Here is a 16899-nt window from a genome sequence, read left to right on the forward strand (position 1 = left end):
GCGGAACGTTCAGTCGTGCAGGGGGAGTTGCTGGACCAGCAGCTTTCCCGCCATGGTCACGCCGCCGTCCATGGCGATCGCGAGTCCGTCGGCGTAGACGTGCGGTCCGTGCACCACCGGGCCGCGGCTGTCGTCGTCGTCCTCGGAGCCGACCTCCCCGAGCAGGTAGGGGATGGGGCTGTGGCCGTGCACGACGCGGGAGCCGCCGTAGGCGGAGAGGAGTTCCCGGGCGGCTTGCGGGCCGGCCTCGTCGCGGAAGGCGAAGCGCTTGGTGAACTTCCGGAACAGGTCCCAACACTCGTCGGCGTCGTTGCGCGTCAGGGTTTCCCGCACCGTGTCGTTCACGGCCTCGATGGAGTCGCCGTAGTCGAGGTAGGCGGTGGTGTCCGAGTGCAGGAGCAGGTGGCCGTCCTCCTCCACCATGGCGTCGAGCCGGGACATCCACTGGAGGTGGTGGTCCTGAAGCCGGTCCATGTCGGCCTTCTGGCCGCCGTTGAGCAGCCAGGCCGCCTGGAAGGTGGCGGTGCCCGCACCGGAGTTGACCGGCGTGTCGCCGAAGCGGCGGGCGCCGATGAGGAGCAGTTCGTGGTTGCCCATGAGGGCCTTGCAGTAGCCCCCGGCGGCGGCGGCCTCGGCGGACAGCTTCATGACCAGGTCGATCACGCCGATGCCGTCGGGCCCGCGGTCGGTGAAGTCGCCGAGGAACCAGAGCCGGGTGGTGCCGGCGGACCAGTTGCCTTCGGTGTCGATCAGGCCCTGCTCGTGCAGCGCGGCGACCAGTTCGTCCAGGTAGCCGTGCACGTCGCCCACCACGTACAGCGGCCCGGGGCCGTCCGGGGCGTGGGGCGCGGGGGCCGGGGCGGGGGACCCGTCCGGTGTCGGGAGGGCGTCGCCCCGCTTGATCACCGGGAGGTCGCGCTGCGTCGGGGTGTAGCCCTCGGGCTCCTCGCCGCCGTCGTAGGGCGGGGTGCCGCCGGGCGTGGCGGGGTACGCGGCGACCGGCGGGTGCCGGTCACCGGGTGCGTGCCGGTCACCGGGTGCCGGGTGCTCACCGGGTTCGGGGTGGGCGGGGGCGTTCGCGGGCTGGTACGGCGCGCCGTCCGGAGGTGCGGCGGGCTGCGGTGGGTGCGCCGGAGCGGCGCCCGGGTCCGCCATGGCGCCCGGGTGCGGACCGACGCTGCCCGGATGCGGACCGACCCGTGGATCGGGCCGGTCGTCGGGCCGGTCGGGATGGACGGGACCGGCCTCGTGCACATAGGCCGGCACCCGGAAGTCACGTACCGTCGGCGTTCGCACGACGGGTCCCTGACCTGCCCCCTGAGTCATCGACCCCTCCACCACCTCGCGCCGCAACTGCACCGGATCGGACTGCCTGGTCGCAGCGGCCCGCGGTGTCGTCCGCCCATCATAGGAATGCGGATCGCGCTGTGTGATGACCCAGGGGTGGTGAATCGGAACAGCGGCCCGGTTCACCGCGCTTTTCTCCCGAATTGGGCGGCGACCGGATGTCCGTTCACCCTCGGCTAGCCGGTGCGCGGCGAGCGGGGAGGGCTGACGGTGGTGCGCGGATGACGCCGTTCGGAGGAGGTGCGGACGATCAGTTCCGTGGGTATGACCTGCTCCATCGGATGGTCGGACTCGACTCCCTCGATCGCGTCGATCAGGAGTTGGACGACGGCCGTGCCGATCCGCCGCGGTTTGAGCGAGAGCGTGGTGATCGGCGGTTCGGTGGTGGCGTAGACGGTCGATTCGCTACAGCAGACGAGGAGCAGGTCGTCCGGTACGCGCAGTCCGTACCTGCGGGCGGCGGCCAGCAGGTCCGTGCCGTTGGGGTCGAAGAGGCCGTAGACCGCGTCGGGACGGTCGGGTCGGGCCAGGAGGCGGTCGGCGGCCACGGCGCCCGCGCAGGGGTCGTGCGCCGGGTACGCCTCGTAGACGGGGTCCTGCCCCACGCGCTCGCACCAGTGCAGGTACGCCGTCGTCGACAGGTGGGTGTAGGTGTCGGTGGTGGTGCCGGTGAGGAGTCCGATCCGGCGCGCGCCGGCTTCCGCCAGGTGGTCGAGGATGCCGAGCACGGCGGCCTCGTGGTCGTTGTCCACCCAGGCGGTGACCGGGAGCGAACCGGCGGGTCGGCCGTCCGAGACGACGGGCAGGCCCTGGCGGACCAGTTCGGTGACGACCGGGTCCTTGTCGGAGGGATCGATCACGACGGTGCCGTCGAGCGCGACGTTCGACCACACGTCGACGGGACTGCGGCGGGAGGTCGCCGGAAGGATGACGAGGGCGTACCCCCTGGCCAGTGCGGCGGAGGTGGCGGCTCTCGCCATCTCGGCGAAGTAGGCGAACTCCGTGAAGGTGAAAGGTTCATCCCCGTAGGTGGTCACGGTCAGCCCGATGAGGCCGGACTTGCCGGTACGGAGGGTTCGGGCGGCGGCCGAGGGGCGGTAGCCGAGACGGTCGGCGACCTCGCGGACGTGGCGCCGGGTCGCGTCCGGTAACCGGCCCTTGCCGTTGAGTGCGTCCGAGACGGTCGTGATGGAGACACCGGCGGCGGCGGCCACGTCTCTGATGCCCGCTCGGCCCGGCCGGCCGCCTCGGCGGGGGGTGTCCGCCCGGCTCACCTGGTGCTTCCCTGCTGCTGTCATGGCGTGCCGATAGTAGGGCTCAGACGGTGGGGTGGGGCGGACGGGGATCCACACGTTGACAGGCACGTTTCTGCATGGTGATGAGGGGTGAGAAGGGTTCAAACACAAGGATGTTGAGGGATCAGCCAGGGAATCCAGGACCTTGGAGGGGGCTGGGCCTCGGTGGGCAGCCATGTCTCGAAGAGGTCTCAACTCACCTTGACGAGGGATGCGCGCCACGGCGCAAGCCAGGGGCGCGAGCTTCTTCGGCGTGCGCCGTCGGGTTCTTCCGGGGTCGTCCGTCGGGTTCCTCGGGGGTTGTCTGGGGCGGGAATCCTCTTAGGGTGTGAAGCATTACGGTGCTGGTCGAGTCGCGAGGAGTTGCGTGGTGAGCGTGCAGAGTCCCAGGCTTCGGGCCGAGCTGGCGGGGGTCCCCGCCTACACGCCCGGCAAGCCCGCGGCGGCCGGCGGCCCGGTGGCCTACAAACTGTCGTCGAACGAGAACCCGTACCCCCCGCTTCCGGGCGTCATGGAACGGGTGGTCGCGGCGGCCGGAACGTTCAACCGGTACCCGGACATGGCGTGTACGGAGCTCATGGCCGAGCTGGCCGACCGGTTCGACGTCCCGGTGGGCCACCTGGCGACCGGCACCGGTTCGGTCGGGGTCGCCCAGCAACTGCTCCAGGCGACGGCGGGGCCGGGCGACGAGGTGATCTACGCCTGGCGGTCCTTCGAGGCGTACCCGATCATCACGCAGATCAGCGGGGCGACCTCGGTGCGGGTGCCGCTGACCTCGGGGGAGGTGCACGACCTGGACGCGATGGCCGCGGCGATCACCGAGCGGACCCGGCTGATCTTCGTCTGCAACCCCAACAACCCCACGGGGACGGTGGTGCGGCGGGCCGAGCTGGAGCGTTTCCTCGACCGGGTGCCCGGCGACGTGCTGGTGGTGCTGGACGAGGCGTACCGGGAGTTCATCCGCGACCCCCAGGTGCCGGACGGGGTCCGGCTCTACCGGGACCGCCCCAACGTGTGCGTGCTGCGGACCTTCTCCAAGGCGTACGGACTGGCGGGCCTGCGGGTCGGGTTCGCGGTGGCCCACGAGCCGGTCGCCGCGGCGCTGCGGAAGACGGCGGTGCCCTTCGGGGTGAGTCAGCTCGCGCAGGACGCCGCGGTGGCCTCCCTGCGCGCGGAGGACGAGTTGCTGGGCCGGGTGGGCTCGCTGGTGAGCGAGCGGACCCGGGTGCAGGCCGCGTTGGGCGAACAGGGGTGGACGGTTCCGGAGTCGCAGGCGAACTTCGTCTGGCTGCGGCTCGGGGACCGTACGGGTGACTTCGCCGCGGCATGTGAGCGCGCAGGGGTGGTCGTCAGGCCGTTCGCGGGGGAGGGCGTGCGGGTCTCCGTCGGTGAGACCGAGGCGAACGACTTGTTCCTGCATGCCGCCGAGGCGTTCCGCAAGGAGCTGTGATCACCGCCATGTAGGCGTACGAGGCTCCTGGCATAGAAGGCCCCCGGGCACCGAGACCTTCGGTTCCGGGGGTCTTCTGCTGTCTGTGCCTGGGTTCAATGGGGTGTCTGGTGGTGATTCCCTCCCGTAAGGGGGCCCCCGGGTGCAAGGGGTGGAGAGGGGTAGGACATAATGCTTGTGAATGTGAACGCGTTCACAAGCGCGCCTGGATGGTCCCGTTATGCCGGAGATCAAAGGGGCAAAACTGCCGCTGTGAACACGGCACGTAAGGAGAAGGAGACGTGGACCTCGCTCTAGCGCCGGAGACCCTGTCGCGATGGCAGTTCGGCATCACAACCGTCTACCACTTTCTGTTCGTCCCTCTGACGATCTCCCTGGCGGCCCTGACCGCCGGACTGCAGACGGCGTGGGTGCGTACGGGGAAGGAGAAGTACCTCCGGGCGACCAAGTTCTGGGGCAAGCTCTTCCTGATCAACATTGCCATGGGTGTCGTGACCGGCATCGTGCAGGAGTTCCAGTTCGGGATGAACTGGTCTGACTACTCCCGCTTCGTCGGTGACGTCTTCGGGGCGCCGCTCGCGTTCGAGGCGCTCATCGCCTTCTTCTTCGAGTCGACGTTCATCGGGCTGTGGATCTTCGGCTGGGACAAGCTGCCGAAGAAGCTGCACCTCGCGACCATCTGGATGGTGGCGATCGGCACCATCCTGTCCGCGTACTTCATCCTCGCTGCGAACTCCTGGATGCAGCACCCGGTCGGCTACCGGATCAACGAGGTCGCCGGGCGGGCCGAGCTCACCGACTTCTGGGCGGTCCTGAGCCAGAACACCACCCTCACCCAGGTCGCCCACACCCTGACGGCGGCCTTCCTCACCGGTGGCGCGTTCATGGTCGGCGTGTCCGCGATCCACCTGGTCCGCAAGAAGCACATCCCGGTGATGAAGGTCTCGCTGCGGCTCGGGCTGGTCACCGTCGCCATCGCCGGAATGCTCACTGCGCTCAGCGGTGACCGGCTCGCCAAGGTGATGTTCGACCAGCAGCCGATGAAGATGGCCGCGGCCGAAGCCCTCTGGGACGGTCAGAAGGCGGCGCCCTTCTCCCTCTTCGCCTACGGGGACGTGGACAAGGGCCACAACACCGTCGCCATCGAGATCCCCGGGATACTGTCCTTCCTCGCCGAGGACGACTTCGACCACTTCGTGCCCGGCATCAACGACGTCAACGCCGCCCAGCAGGAGAAGTACGGACCCGGCGACTACCGGCCCAACATCCCGGTCGCCTTCTGGTCGTTCCGCTGGATGATCGGCTTCGGCATGGCCTCCTTCGGCATCGGCCTGCTCGGACTGTGGCTGACCCGGAAGAAGTTCCTGCTGCCCCCGCACATGAGGGTCGGCGAGGACGAGATGCCGAACCTCGTGCTCTTCCGGAACAAGGCGCTCCATGCGAAGTGGGCCCGGGGGTACTGGCTGCTGGCCGCCTGGACCCTGGCCTTCCCGCTGATCGCCAACTCCTGGGGCTGGATCTTCACCGAGATGGGCCGTCAGCCCTGGGTGGTGTACGGCGTGCTCCAGACCCGGGACGCGGTCTCCCCCGGTGTCAGCCAGGGCGAGGTCATCACCTCGATGGTCGTCTTCACCCTGCTGTACGCCGTTCTCGCCGTCATCGAGGTCAAGCTGCTCGCCAAGTACATCAAGGCCGGCCCGCCCGAACTGACCGAGGCCGACCTCAATCCGCCGACCAAGATCGGCGGCAATGACCGCGACCCCGACCGGCCGATGGCCTTCTCCTACTGACGGCCTACTCACGGAAAGGAGCTGAAACGTGCAACTCCACGATGTCTGGTTCGTCCTCATCGCGGTCCTGTGGATCGGCTACTTCTTCCTGGAGGGCTTCGACTTCGGTGTCGGCGTCCTGACCAAGCTGCTCGCCCGCAACCGGACCGAGAAGCGGGTCCTGATCAATACGATCGGCCCGGTCTGGGACGGCAACGAGGTGTGGCTGCTCAGTGCGGGCGGTGCCACCTTCGCCGCCTTCCCCGAGTGGTACGCCACCCTCTTCTCCGGGTTCTACCTCCCGCTGCTGCTGATCCTCGTGTGTCTGATCGTGCGCGGAGTCGCCTTCGAGTACCGCGCCAAGCGCCCCGAGGAGAACTGGCAGCGCAACTGGGAGCGCGCGATCTTCTGGTGCTCCCTGCTCCCCGCGTTCCTCTGGGGAGTCGCCTTCGCCAACATCGTCCGGGGCGTGAAGATCGACCAGAACAAGGAGTACGTGGGCAACGTCCTCGATCTGCTCAACGGCTACGCCCTGCTGGGCGGTCTGGTCACCCTGACCCTGTTCACCTTCCACGGAGCCGTGTTCGTCGCGCTGAAGACCGTGGGCGACATCCGGGTCCGGGCGCGCAGGCTGGCCACCCAGGTCGGTCTGCTGACGGCGGTGCTCGCCCTGGGGTTCCTGATCTGGACCCAGCTCGACAAGGGCGACGTCGGCAGCCTGGTCGCCATGATCGTGGCCGTCGCCGCGCTGGTCGCCGCCCTCGGGGCCAACCTGGCCGGACGGGAGGGATGGTCGTTCGCCTTCTCCGGCGTCACGATCATCGCCGCCGTGTCGATGCTCTTCCTGACGCTCTTCCCGAACGTCATGCCGTCCTCGCTCGACCCGGCCTGGAACCTCACGGTCACCAATGCCTCGTCGACGCCCTACACCCTGAAGATCATGACCTGGTGTGCAGGGATCGCGACCCCGGTGGTGCTCCTCTACCAGGGCTGGACGTACTGGGTGTTCCGCAAGCGGATCGGTACGCAGCACATCGCGGACCCCGTGCACTGATGTCCCGGGGCGGGACCCACACCCGAGTGCCGCCCCACCGCGCTTCCCTGGGGGTGTTTCACGTGAAACACCCCTGAACCGACCCCGAGGGTGTGTTTCACGTGAAACCGATCGACCCGCGACTGCTCCGATACACCCGCGCCACCCGAGGTTTCCTCGTCGCTGTGGTGGTTCTGGGCCTGATCGGGGCGGGGCTGGTCATCGCTCAGGCCATGCTGATCGCGGAGATCGTGGTCGGCGCCTTCCAACACGGGCTGTCCGTGGGGGAACTCTCCACTCCGCTGCTCTTGTTGCTGGCCGTGACCGCGGGCCGGTCCGCCGTCTCCTGGCTCACCGAACTCGCCGCCCACCGGGCCAGCGCGGCGGTGAAGTCGGAACTGCGCGGGCGGCTGTGGGAGCGGGCGGGCGCCCTGGGGCCGGGCTGGCTGAGCGGACAGCGCACGGGCTCGCTGGTCGCCCTCGCCACCCGGGGCATCGACGACCTGGACGACTACTTCTCCCGCTATCTGCCGCAGTTGGGTCTCGCGGTCGTCGTTCCGGTCGCGGTGCTGGTCCGGATCGTCACCGAGGACTGGGTCTCGGCCGCCATCATCGCGGGCACCCTGCCGCTCATCCCGATCTTCATGATCCTCATCGGCTGGGCGACCCAGGCGCGCATGGACCGCCAGTGGCGGATGCTGTCCCGGTTGTCCGGGCACTTCCTGGATGTCGTCGCCGGGCTGCCCACCCTCAAGGTGTTCGGCCGGGCCAAGGCCCAGGCCGAGTCGATCCGCACGATCACCGGCGACTACCGCCTCGCGACCATGCGGACCCTACGGATCGCGTTCCTGTCCTCGTTCGCCCTGGAACTGCTCGCGACCCTGTCCGTCGCCCTGGTCGCCGTCACCATCGGCATGCGACTGGTGCACGGGGGCCTCGACCTCTACACCGGTCTGGTCATCCTGATCCTGGCGCCCGAGGCGTACCTACCGGTTCGCCAGGTGGGAGCGCAGTACCACGCCGCCGCCGAAGGGCTGGCCGCCGCCGAGGAGGTCTTCGAGGTCCTGGAGACCGAGGTGCCCGCTGCCGGAACCGGTGCGGTCCCCGTGGTGTCCGGAGGGTTGGAACTCCGCTTCGACGCGGTGACCGTGCGCCATCCGGAACGATCGGTGGACGCGGTGTCCCGGGTGTCCTTCGCCGTGGCCCCCGGTGAGACGGTGGCCCTGGTAGGGCCCAGCGGCGCCGGGAAGTCGACACTGGTCGCCGCTGCGCTCGGTTTCGTACGGCCCCGGGACGGGCGGGTGCTCGTCGGGGGCGCCGACCTCGCCGGCGTCGACCGGGACTCCTGGCACCGACAGGTCGCCTGGGTGCCGCAACGCCCCCATCTGTTCGCCGGTTCCCTCGCCGAGAACGTCCGCCTCGCCCGCCCCGAAGCGGACGACACCGCGCTACGAGCCGCCCTGCGGGACGCCGGGGCGCTGGAGTTCGTGGACGCGCTGCCCGCCGGGGTGGACACCCCGCTGGGCGAGGACGGAGCGGGACTCTCCGCCGGTCAGCGGCAACGGCTCGCCCTGGCCCGGGCGTTCCTCGCCGACCGCCCCGTCCTGCTCCTCGACGAGCCGACGGCCGCGCTGGACGGGGAGACCGAGGCCGGGATCGTCGACGCGGTACGACGGCTGTCGGTGGACCGCACCGTCCTGTTGGTGGTGCACCGCCCCGCCCTGCTGGCCGTCGCGGACCGCGTCGTCACGCTGCCGCTGCCCGAACAGGACGCCCCCGCACACCTCGACCGGTCGGCTGCGGACGGGCGGGACACCTCGTCCACCGGCGCGGGCATCGCCGCCGATCACGGGGCCCGGCAACGTCCCACCGGAGTGGACCTGCTCGCCGACCTCACCGACGGCGGCACCGCCTTCGGCGACGAACTGTTCCAGCCGGCGCGGGACCGGGAGGAGCCGCTGGTCCCGGCCCCGGGCGGTGCGGTGCCCGGGGACACCGGACGCGTCGACGCCCGGGAGCGCGGGGCCGACCGCGGGAAGGCGGCCGGCGCGTCGGGTAGGGGGGCCGTGCTCGCCCGGGTACGGAACATGGCCGGGCCGCGACGGGGGCGGCTCGCCCTCGCACTGCTCTTCGGGAGCCTCGCCCTGGGCAGCGCCGTCGGCCTGATGGCGACGTCCGGGTACCTGATCTCCCGCGCCTCCGAACAACCGCCCGTGCTCTACCTGATGACCGCCGTCACCGCGACCCGCACCTTCGGCATCGGACGGGCCTGCTTCCGCTACGCCGAACGACTCGTCTCGCACGAAGCGGTGCTGAGGATGCTGGCCGACACCCGGGTGGCGGTCTACCGGCGCCTGGAACGGCTGGCACCGGCAGGACTGCGCAAGACCCGCCGCGGTGACCTGCTCTCCCGGCTGGTCGCGGACGTGGACGCGCTCCAGGACTACTGGCTGCGCTGGCTGCTCCCGGCCGCCGCCGCCCTCGCCGTGTCGCTGGGGGCCGTCGGCTTCACCGCCTGGCTGCTGCCCGAGGCGGGCGCCGTGCTCGCGGTGGGGCTGCTCGCCGCGGGGGCGGGAGTGCCCCTGATGTCGGGCGCCGTCGCCCGGCGGGCCGAACGACGCCTCGCCCCCGCCCGCGGTGCGCTCGCCACCCGGGTCGCCGATCTGCTCACCGGAACCGCCGAACTGACCGTCGCGGGTGCCCTGGGCGACCGCACCGACCGGGCCAAGCAGGCCGACTCGGTACTGACCCGGATCGCCTCCCGCGCGGCGAAGGCGACCGCCCTCGGAGACGGACTGACCACGCTGATCACCGGGATCACCGTCACCGCGACCGCGTTGGTCGCGGTGCAGGGTGTCGCCGACGGACGCCTGAGCGGGGTGGCCACGGCCGTGGTGGTGCTCACCCCGCTGGCCGCCTTCGAGGCGGTCATGGGCCTGCCGCTGGCCGTCCAGTACCGCCAGCGGGTGCGCAAGAGCGCCGAGCGGGTCCACGAGGTGCTGGACGCTCCGGTGCCGGTACGCGAACCCGCCGTCCCGGAAGCCGCACCCGACTCCCCCTTCCCGCTGCGGCTGGACGGGGTGCGCGCCCGGTACGAGGGCCAGTCGGACGAGGCGCTCGACGGGGTCGACCTGGTGCTCACCGAAGGCCGCAGGGTCGCCGTCGTCGGGGTCTCCGGCTCGGGCAAGACGACCCTCGCGCAGGTGCTCGCACGGTTCCTGGACCCGGTGCCGGGGGCGGGGACGTACACCCTCGGCGGGGTGGACGCGGGTGCGTTGGACGGGGACACCGTGCGCCGGTTCGTGGGGCTCTGCGCCCAGGACGCGCACCTCTTCGACAGCTCGGTACGGGAGAACCTGTTGCTGGCCCGCCGCGGAGCGGGAGAGGCCCGGCTGCGGGAGGTACTGGCCCGGGTGCGCATGCTCGACTGGGTCGACTCGCTGCCGAACGGTCTGGACACCCTCGTGGGCGAACACGGCGCGCGGCTGTCCGGCGGCCAGCGGCAGCGGCTCGTCCTCGCCCGGGCGCTGCTCGCGGACTTCCCGGTCCTGGTGCTGGACGAGCCCGCCGAGCACCTCGACCTGGCGACGGCCGACGCACTGACCTCGGACCTCCTGGCGGCCACCGCGGGGAGCACGACCCTGCTGATCACCCACCGACTGGCCGGGTTGGACGCGGTGGACGAGGTGGTCGTGCTGGACGCCGGCCGGGTCGTGCAGCGGGGCCCCTTCCGGGAACTGGTCGACGCGGAAGGGCCGCTGGCCCGGATGAGGGAACGCGAGCGCGCGGTGGACCTGCTGGCCGCGGGGGTGTGAGCCCGCGCGGCCGGGGTGCCCGGGCGGCACTCCCCGGGTGGGATCGTTGCGGTGACCGTACGCCCACCCGGGCGCCACGGACGGGGTCGGGTTTCGGGGGGTACAGGGGGTTATTAGGCTTTGGGCATGGCTGGGAAGCAGGACGGTGACGGATCGTTGCGGATGTCCGGCGAGCTGGCGGCCCGGGTGCCGCAGTTGCTGGACGCGATGCGGTCGGTCGGTACCGGGCTGGAGCTGCACTCGACGCTCGACCGGATCTGCGAGACGGCCGCCGAGCTGGCACAGGCGCGGTACGCCGCGATCGGCGTGGTCGCGGAGGACGGCGACGGGCTCTCCGACTTCGTCTTCCACGGGATCGACGAGGCCACCGCGGACCGCATCGGGCGGTTGCCGGACGGCCACCGCGGGCTGCTCGGCGCCCTGATCCACCACCCCGAGCCGGTGCTGCTGGCGGACCTCGCCGCCGACCCGCGCTCCTGCGGGTTCCCGCCGCACCACCCGCCGATGCGCAGCTTCCTCGGCGTGCCCATCCGGGTGCAGGGCGAGATCTTCGGCAACCTCTACCTGACGGAGAAGCGGAACGGCGCCGAGTTCGACGACGACGACCTCAGCATCGTCCGGGTGCTCGCGACGGAGGCGGGCATCGCCATCGGCAACGCCCGGCTCTACGGGGCCGCCCGGCAACGGGAGCGCTGGATCGACGGCTCCGTCGCGGTCACCACCGCCCTGCTGTCGGGCGGCGACGCCGATGACGCGCTCCAGGTCGTCGCCGAGCAGGCCCGCCAACTGTCCGACTCGGCCGCGGGGATCGTCCTGCTGCCCGCCGAGGAGGGCGGGCTGGAGATCGTCGCCGTGGCGCCGGAGGGACGGCACGGGGCCCTCGGAGTGGTCATCCCGCCGGAGAGCCAGATCGCCGCGCTGCTGCTCGCCGGCGAGACCGTCTTCCTGGAGGACGCGGCCACCGACCCCCGGGTGCTCAGCGCACTCGTCCGCGGCTACGGACCGTCGATGCTGCTGCCCCTCCAGAGCGAAGGACGGGTGCTGGGCTCGCTGGTCACCCTGCGGGAACGGGGCGCCCGTACCTTCACCGAGGCGGAACGCACCCTCGCCGGCCAGTTCGCGGCCCAGGCGGCCCTGGCGCTGAAGATGGCCGAGGCCCAGCGCGACCGGGAACGCCTCGCGGTCTTCGAGGACCGCGACCGGATCGCCCGGGACCTCCACGACCTGGTCATCCAACGGCTGTTCGCGACCGGGATGATGCTGGAGAGCGCCCAGCGCAAGTCCGGCAACCCGGCGGTCCAGCAGGGCGTGGGCAAGGCCGTCGACGAACTCGACGTGACGATCCAGGAGATCCGCACGGCGATCTTCGCCCTTCAGCAGGGGCCGGCCGAGGCACCCTCCGGACTGCGCACCCGGGTCCTGCGGGAGATCAACACGGCTGCGGTCCCCCTCGGCTTCAAGCCCTCGCACCGGTTCGTCGGACCGGTGGACACCATGGTGGGCGAGCTGACCGGCAAGAACCTCATCGCGGCGCTGCGGGAGGCCCTGTCGAACGCGTTCCGGCACGCGGAGGCCGCCCGGATCGACGTGGTCGTCGATTCCACGGTGACCCTTCCCGACGGGGCGTCCGGGGTCCGGCTCACGGTGGCGGACGACGGGGTCGGCATCCCCGAGGGCGGTCGGCGCAGCGGTCTGCGGAACCTCAAGCGCCGCGCCGAGTCCCTGGGCGGCGACAGTTGGTACGGGCCCGGCATCGGTGAGGACGGCGGGGGCACCAGCGTGGTCTGGCAGGCGCCGCACTGACGGAGGAGCACCCGTGGCGGTCCCTTCGGTCCGGCCGCCCTGTTCGGCGGTATCCGGCTGATCCGTACGGACCACCTCGTCCCCCGTGCGTACGATCAGTGCGCGCCGGCGCCACCGAGTCGCGTAACGATCCGTCACATGCCCCTCTCCTCCCGCCGTCGCCCCTTCTTCGTCCCGGCCGTGATGTGCGTGCTGCTCGGCCTCGCCGTCCCCCACGTCAGTGCGTACGACGACACCTACCCGCCCGGGCTCCCCGACGGTCTCGGTGTGGCCGGGCGGGGGGCCGGTGCCGAAGTCGCGCGGCTCTACGAGGAGGCGGCCGAGGCGGCCCGCTCCCACGAGGCCGGCCAACGGGAGGCCGCGGCGCAGCGGCAGCAGGCGGAGGAGCTGGAGCAGCGGCTGGCCCGGGAGCGGCAGGCCATCGAGGAGCTGCACGGGGACCTGGGCCGGATCGCCAGGGCCCAGTACCGGACCGGCGGCGAGGTCCCCTACACCGCGCGGATGCTGCTCACCGACCGCCCGGAGGAGGTGTTGCAGGGGCAGCGGGCGGTGCGCCAGGCGGAACTGGCGGTGCGCCAGCAGATCGGCGAGAGCCGCGCGGCGGAGCGGCAGCTCGTCCGGGACGAGGCGGCGGCGTCCCGGGCGTGGCGGGCGCTGGCGAGCCGCAACGAACGGCTCGCCGAGCTGAGGCGGGGCATCGAGCGCAAGCTCGAAGAGGCGCAGTGGCGGTTGCGGAGCGAGGCCGAGCGGTCCGTGGCCGCGGGGCGGTGCCCGGGAGCGGTCCGGCTGTCCCAGGACGGGCCCCCGACGACCCGTACCTGGGTCGCCCCGCTCGCGGGGTACGCGCTGTCGGCGGGGTTCGGCGGGACGGGGCAGCGCTGGGCCAGCCGGCACACCGGACAGGACTTCGCGGTGCCCGAGGGGACGCCGGTGCGGGCGGTCGGCGAGGGGCGGGTGGCGGGCGTGTCCTGCGGGGGCGCGTTCGGCATCGCCGTCGTGGTGGCGCACCCGGGCGGCTACTACACGCAGTACGCGCACCTCTCCTCGGCGGCGGTCGAGCAGGGCGAGCAGGTGCGGGCGGGGCAGTGGATCGGCTTGTCGGGGACGACGGGGAACTCGACGGGTCCGCATCTGCACTTCGAGGTGCGGCTGACCCCGCAGCTCGGTTCCGGAGTCGATCCGGTGCCCTGGCTGGCCCGGCGGGGCGTCGAGCTGTGAGCGCCCGGGTGCCGGGCGGCGGCTGTGATCAGTCCGTTCGGCGCGCGGTGAGGAGGCGTTCGATGACGAGGGCGACGCCGTCCTCGTTGTTGCCGGTGGTCCGTCCCGAGGCGGCGGCCAGGACATCGGGGTGGGCGTTGCCCATGGCGTACGAGGTGCCCGCCCAGTTGAGCATCTCGACGTCGTTCGGCATGTCGCCGAAGGCGATGACCTCGGCGGGGGAGATGCCGCGCTCGGCACAGCACAGTTCCAGGGTGCTGGCCTTGGAGACGCCGGGGCCGCTGATCTCCAGCAGGGCGGTGGGGCTCGACCGGGTGACGTTGGCCCGCTCCCCCACGACGGCGCGGGCGAGGCCGAGGAACGCGTCGGGCGCGAGGTCCGGGTGGTGGGCGAGCAGCTTGAGCACCGGCTCGGCGGCGACGGCCGACCCCGCGGCGAGCAGCTTCTCGGCCGGGGCGACGCTCTCCCCGACATCGAACGAGAGCGGCGGGTAGGCAGGCTCGTGGTGCAGGCCGCCGGTGCGCTCGATGGCGAAGGCCGTGTCGGGGGCCGCCTCCCGCAGGGTGCGCACCACCTGGAGGGCGGAGTCGGCGGCCAGCTCGCGGACCTTGAGGAAGCGGGGGTTGACCGCTCCCCCGTGCAGGTCCACGACGGCGGCGCCGTTGCCGCAGATGGCGATGCCGTGGCCGTGGAGGTGGGCGCTCACGACGTCCATCCAGCGGGCCGGGCGTCCGGTCACGAAGAAGACCTCGATGCCCGCCTCCTCGGCGGCGGCGAGGGCGGCGACCGTGCGGGGGGAGACGGACTTGTCGTCCCGCAGCAGGGTCCCGTCCAGGTCCGTCGCGATCAGCCGGGGCGGGAGGGCGGAGGTGGCGGTCGTCCACGGCCGCGGGGATGCTGACGTCACCCCGTCATTCTCGCGCATATGCCAGCACGTGTGTGTGAGGGTTCGCACATGTGAGTGATTATCGACGCGTCGAGCCTTGCGCGCACGGGGTCCCCGGGGGTCCGTGGGGGTCCATGGGCCCGGGTGCGCTGCTGCTGTCGGTGTGCTGCCGGACAAACCTCGGCGGGCCTCGCGGGACGTAGGGTCGAGGCCATGCGACTGAGTACGGTGATCCTTCCCGTCCACCGGTGGAGCGAGGGGCAGCAGACCTGGCGGCGGGCCGAGGACCTCGGCTTCCACACCGCGTACACCTACGACCACCTGTCGTGGCGGACCTTCCGGGACGGGCCATGGTTCGGCACCGTCCCGACGCTGACCGCCGCCGCCACCGTGACCACCCGGCTGCGCCTGGGCACCCTCGTGACCTCAGTCAAGCCTTTTTCACCTATCGCGAGCTGACCTGCTCTTTCGTGGGCGCTCTGGAGCCAGCCACGACCAGATCCGGCAAGAGCTAGACGGTATGGATGAAGGAGCGGTACTCCCGGGCCACCAGCTCCACCTCGCGGAAATGTCTGTTGAGGTACTGCCTAATGGAGACAATCTCCCCATCGGCCGCAATGCTGGCGTAGGCCTGTGTGTACCCGCGCGGATCCGTGTCCGAGGAGTAGACGCGAGCCCCCTGATCCTGATGTACCCAGATGCGTTGCTCGTCGGCCATGGACACCTCGGCCCCAACGGGTGTGATCCTCTCCAGGAGCACGTAGTGCAGCCCCAGAAGATCCAAAAGCTCTCGGTCACGTTCCCACACGGTCCCCGCGTACATGTTGCTCATCAGGAACAGCGGGTCTCGGTAGACGAGCCGTACCGCATCGGGGAACGACATACCTCGGCCGTTCCAGCACAGGGCACCACGTACCGAGTACTGCAGCCCTTGGCGGGGTACGGCTTCGCCCATGACTATGGGCAGGAGATTCTCCATGCGGTCCGACCACCCATGGATGACTGCTCCCAGGAGGTCACAGGGGTTGTAGACGTGCAATCCGACGTCTCCCTCACCGACCTTCGGGCTCACCCCGTCGAGCCAGCCGTCTACGAGTGATTCCCACTCGTGATTACCGCCCAGGCTCTGCCGAGCCTCCTGCCGGAACGCTTTCCAACGGCTGGCTACCTCCGGGCTGGCGGTGCCTGTGTACAGGATCTGGCTGTCTCCTCGTTCGTCCCCGGTCAGGAAGCGGAACAGGTCCGGCTGCTCGAACGCGGCGGTGTCGTCGTAGGCGCCAGTGCCGCGGAAGCCTTGGATGGCCCAGTTGGGGTCGTCACGGAGGTTCTTCAACAGCCCTGGCCGTGCAGACTCCATGTTCATTCCACGTAGGTTGCTGCGCGCGAGCCGGTTGCAGAGCTCGCAGAGGGCCAGGTACTCCGCCTGGTGCTCTTCGGCGAACGGTTCCGGCCCGTCGTAACCCTCTAGAAGATCCGCTGCGGCGAGCTCCTCGTTCACCCGGCCAACCGCCAGGTACAGGCCGAAAGGCGCGGGGATGTAATGCTTCTCCGCTACCCGGTCCAGATCCGCCGCCAGCAGGTCGAGTGCCCCCAGCTCGTCCGCGACCTTGCTGATGATCCTCCAGCCCTGCTCACGCTGTTCCTCCGTGGCGAAGAAGAACAGGTTGTGGATGGGGGTGATGCGGGGTTCGAACGCCCGGGGCAGAAGCTCCACCCGCTCGGTCCCGATGGGAGTGCCGTTGCTGTCCAGGAGCAGTTGGTACCCGCGAAGATCATGACTCCAGTCGCGCGCGGCGTGGCTGACGGCGATCAGGAGTTCCTCCCAGTCGTCCGGCATGGCAACGATCACCGCACGGATCCGGTCCGGCGCGAGGTTCTTCTCCCGGCAGAGAAGCTCGGTGTACTTGTTGACCTCGTGCAGGGCCTGCCGCGCACTGGACCGGGACCGCTTCAGCTCGATGACCACCCACATCTGGTGCCGATCACGGGCCAGGATGTCGATGCTGCCCCTGGTGCCGTGTGCGTTGGGTAGCGGGTACTCCTCGAACTGAACCGGCCGGAGCCCTGGCTCGATCAACTCCAGGTTGTGTACGAGCGCATTACGGAGAACGTTTTCGAGAGGCGGTTGCATGACCGAAGGCTAAACCGGAGAACTGACAAGAGCCCTGGGGTGGGGCACAGTTGGCGAGTCTCTACCCCTTGGTCACCCTGTCTAAGGACTGCCCTGTATCTCGGCACAAGTGCTGGCCGACCGCCACTAAATCGAATTGTCCGGTTGTGGTT

11 protein-coding genes are annotated in these 16899 nt (G+C 70.7%); 7 read left to right on the forward strand and 4 right to left on the reverse strand.

Features of this window, described 5'->3' with window-relative positions; all coding sequences use genetic code 11:
- Positions 1-9: 9 nt before the first annotated feature.
- Positions 10-1341 carry a metallophosphoesterase gene (locus tag ACFWIA_RS17530; RefSeq protein ID WP_387005820.1) on the reverse strand — a complete coding sequence of 444 codons (1332 nt, stop codon included), beginning with the start codon at positions 1339-1341 and terminating at the stop codon, positions 10-12.
- Between the two features lie 182 nt (positions 1342-1523).
- The gene (locus tag ACFWIA_RS17535; protein ID WP_385485112.1) at positions 1524-2645 is read right to left on the reverse strand and encodes a LacI family DNA-binding transcriptional regulator; all 1122 of its coding nucleotides are present in this window, start codon (positions 2643-2645) and stop codon (positions 1524-1526) included.
- A gap of 367 nt (positions 2646-3012) precedes the next feature.
- Here ACFWIA_RS17535 and hisC point away from each other — a divergent pair, with 367 nt between their 5' ends.
- From hisC to ACFWIA_RS17565, 6 genes are all read left to right on the forward strand, one after another.
- Positions 3013-4092: a histidinol-phosphate transaminase gene (gene hisC / locus ACFWIA_RS17540; RefSeq protein WP_387005604.1), complete on the forward strand. Its 1080-nt coding sequence runs from the start codon at positions 3013-3015 to the stop codon at positions 4090-4092.
- Positions 4093-4373: 281 nt separating this feature from the next.
- Entirely contained in the window at positions 4374-5882 is a 1509-nt protein-coding gene (locus tag ACFWIA_RS17545) for a cytochrome ubiquinol oxidase subunit I (protein ID WP_387005606.1), read from the forward strand.
- A 28-nt stretch (positions 5883-5910) separates the two neighbouring features.
- A complete protein-coding gene (gene cydB / locus ACFWIA_RS17550) occupies positions 5911-6915 on the forward strand; it encodes a cytochrome d ubiquinol oxidase subunit II (protein WP_387005609.1) in 1005 nt (334 codons plus the stop codon).
- A gap of 92 nt (positions 6916-7007) precedes the next feature.
- Positions 7008-10709, forward strand: a complete 3702-nt coding sequence (gene cydD, locus ACFWIA_RS17555; protein ID WP_387005612.1) for a thiol reductant ABC exporter subunit CydD — start codon at positions 7008-7010, stop codon at positions 10707-10709.
- A 126-nt stretch (positions 10710-10835) separates the two neighbouring features.
- Complete coding sequence (locus ACFWIA_RS17560) at positions 10836-12512, forward strand: GAF domain-containing sensor histidine kinase (RefSeq protein ID WP_387005615.1); 1677 nt, start codon at positions 10836-10838, stop codon at positions 12510-12512.
- 138 nt (positions 12513-12650) lie between these two features.
- A complete protein-coding gene (locus tag ACFWIA_RS17565; protein WP_387005618.1) occupies positions 12651-13730 on the forward strand; it encodes a peptidoglycan DD-metalloendopeptidase family protein in 1080 nt (359 codons plus the stop codon).
- A 28-nt stretch (positions 13731-13758) separates the two neighbouring features.
- On the opposite strand, the gene ACFWIA_RS17570 is transcribed toward ACFWIA_RS17565, so the two are convergent.
- On the reverse strand, positions 13759-14655 hold the full coding sequence (locus ACFWIA_RS17570) for a Cof-type HAD-IIB family hydrolase (RefSeq protein WP_387005621.1): 897 nt from the start codon (positions 14653-14655) through the stop codon (positions 13759-13761).
- A gap of 174 nt (positions 14656-14829) precedes the next feature.
- Here ACFWIA_RS17570 and ACFWIA_RS17575 point away from each other — a divergent pair, with 174 nt between their 5' ends.
- Positions 14830-15075 carry an LLM class flavin-dependent oxidoreductase gene (locus tag ACFWIA_RS17575; RefSeq protein ID WP_387005623.1) on the forward strand — a complete coding sequence of 82 codons (246 nt, stop codon included), beginning with the start codon at positions 14830-14832 and terminating at the stop codon, positions 15073-15075.
- A gap of 52 nt (positions 15076-15127) precedes the next feature.
- Here ACFWIA_RS17575 and ACFWIA_RS17580 read toward each other — a convergent pair whose 3' ends face one another.
- Positions 15128-16747 carry an endonuclease NucS domain-containing protein gene (locus tag ACFWIA_RS17580; protein ID WP_387005626.1) on the reverse strand — a complete coding sequence of 540 codons (1620 nt, stop codon included), beginning with the start codon at positions 16745-16747 and terminating at the stop codon, positions 15128-15130.
- Positions 16748-16899: the final 152 nt, after the last annotated feature.

The organism is Streptomyces sp. NPDC127068 (genome assembly GCF_042724695.1).
GTDB lineage: Bacteria > Actinomycetota > Actinomycetes > Streptomycetales > Streptomycetaceae > Streptomyces.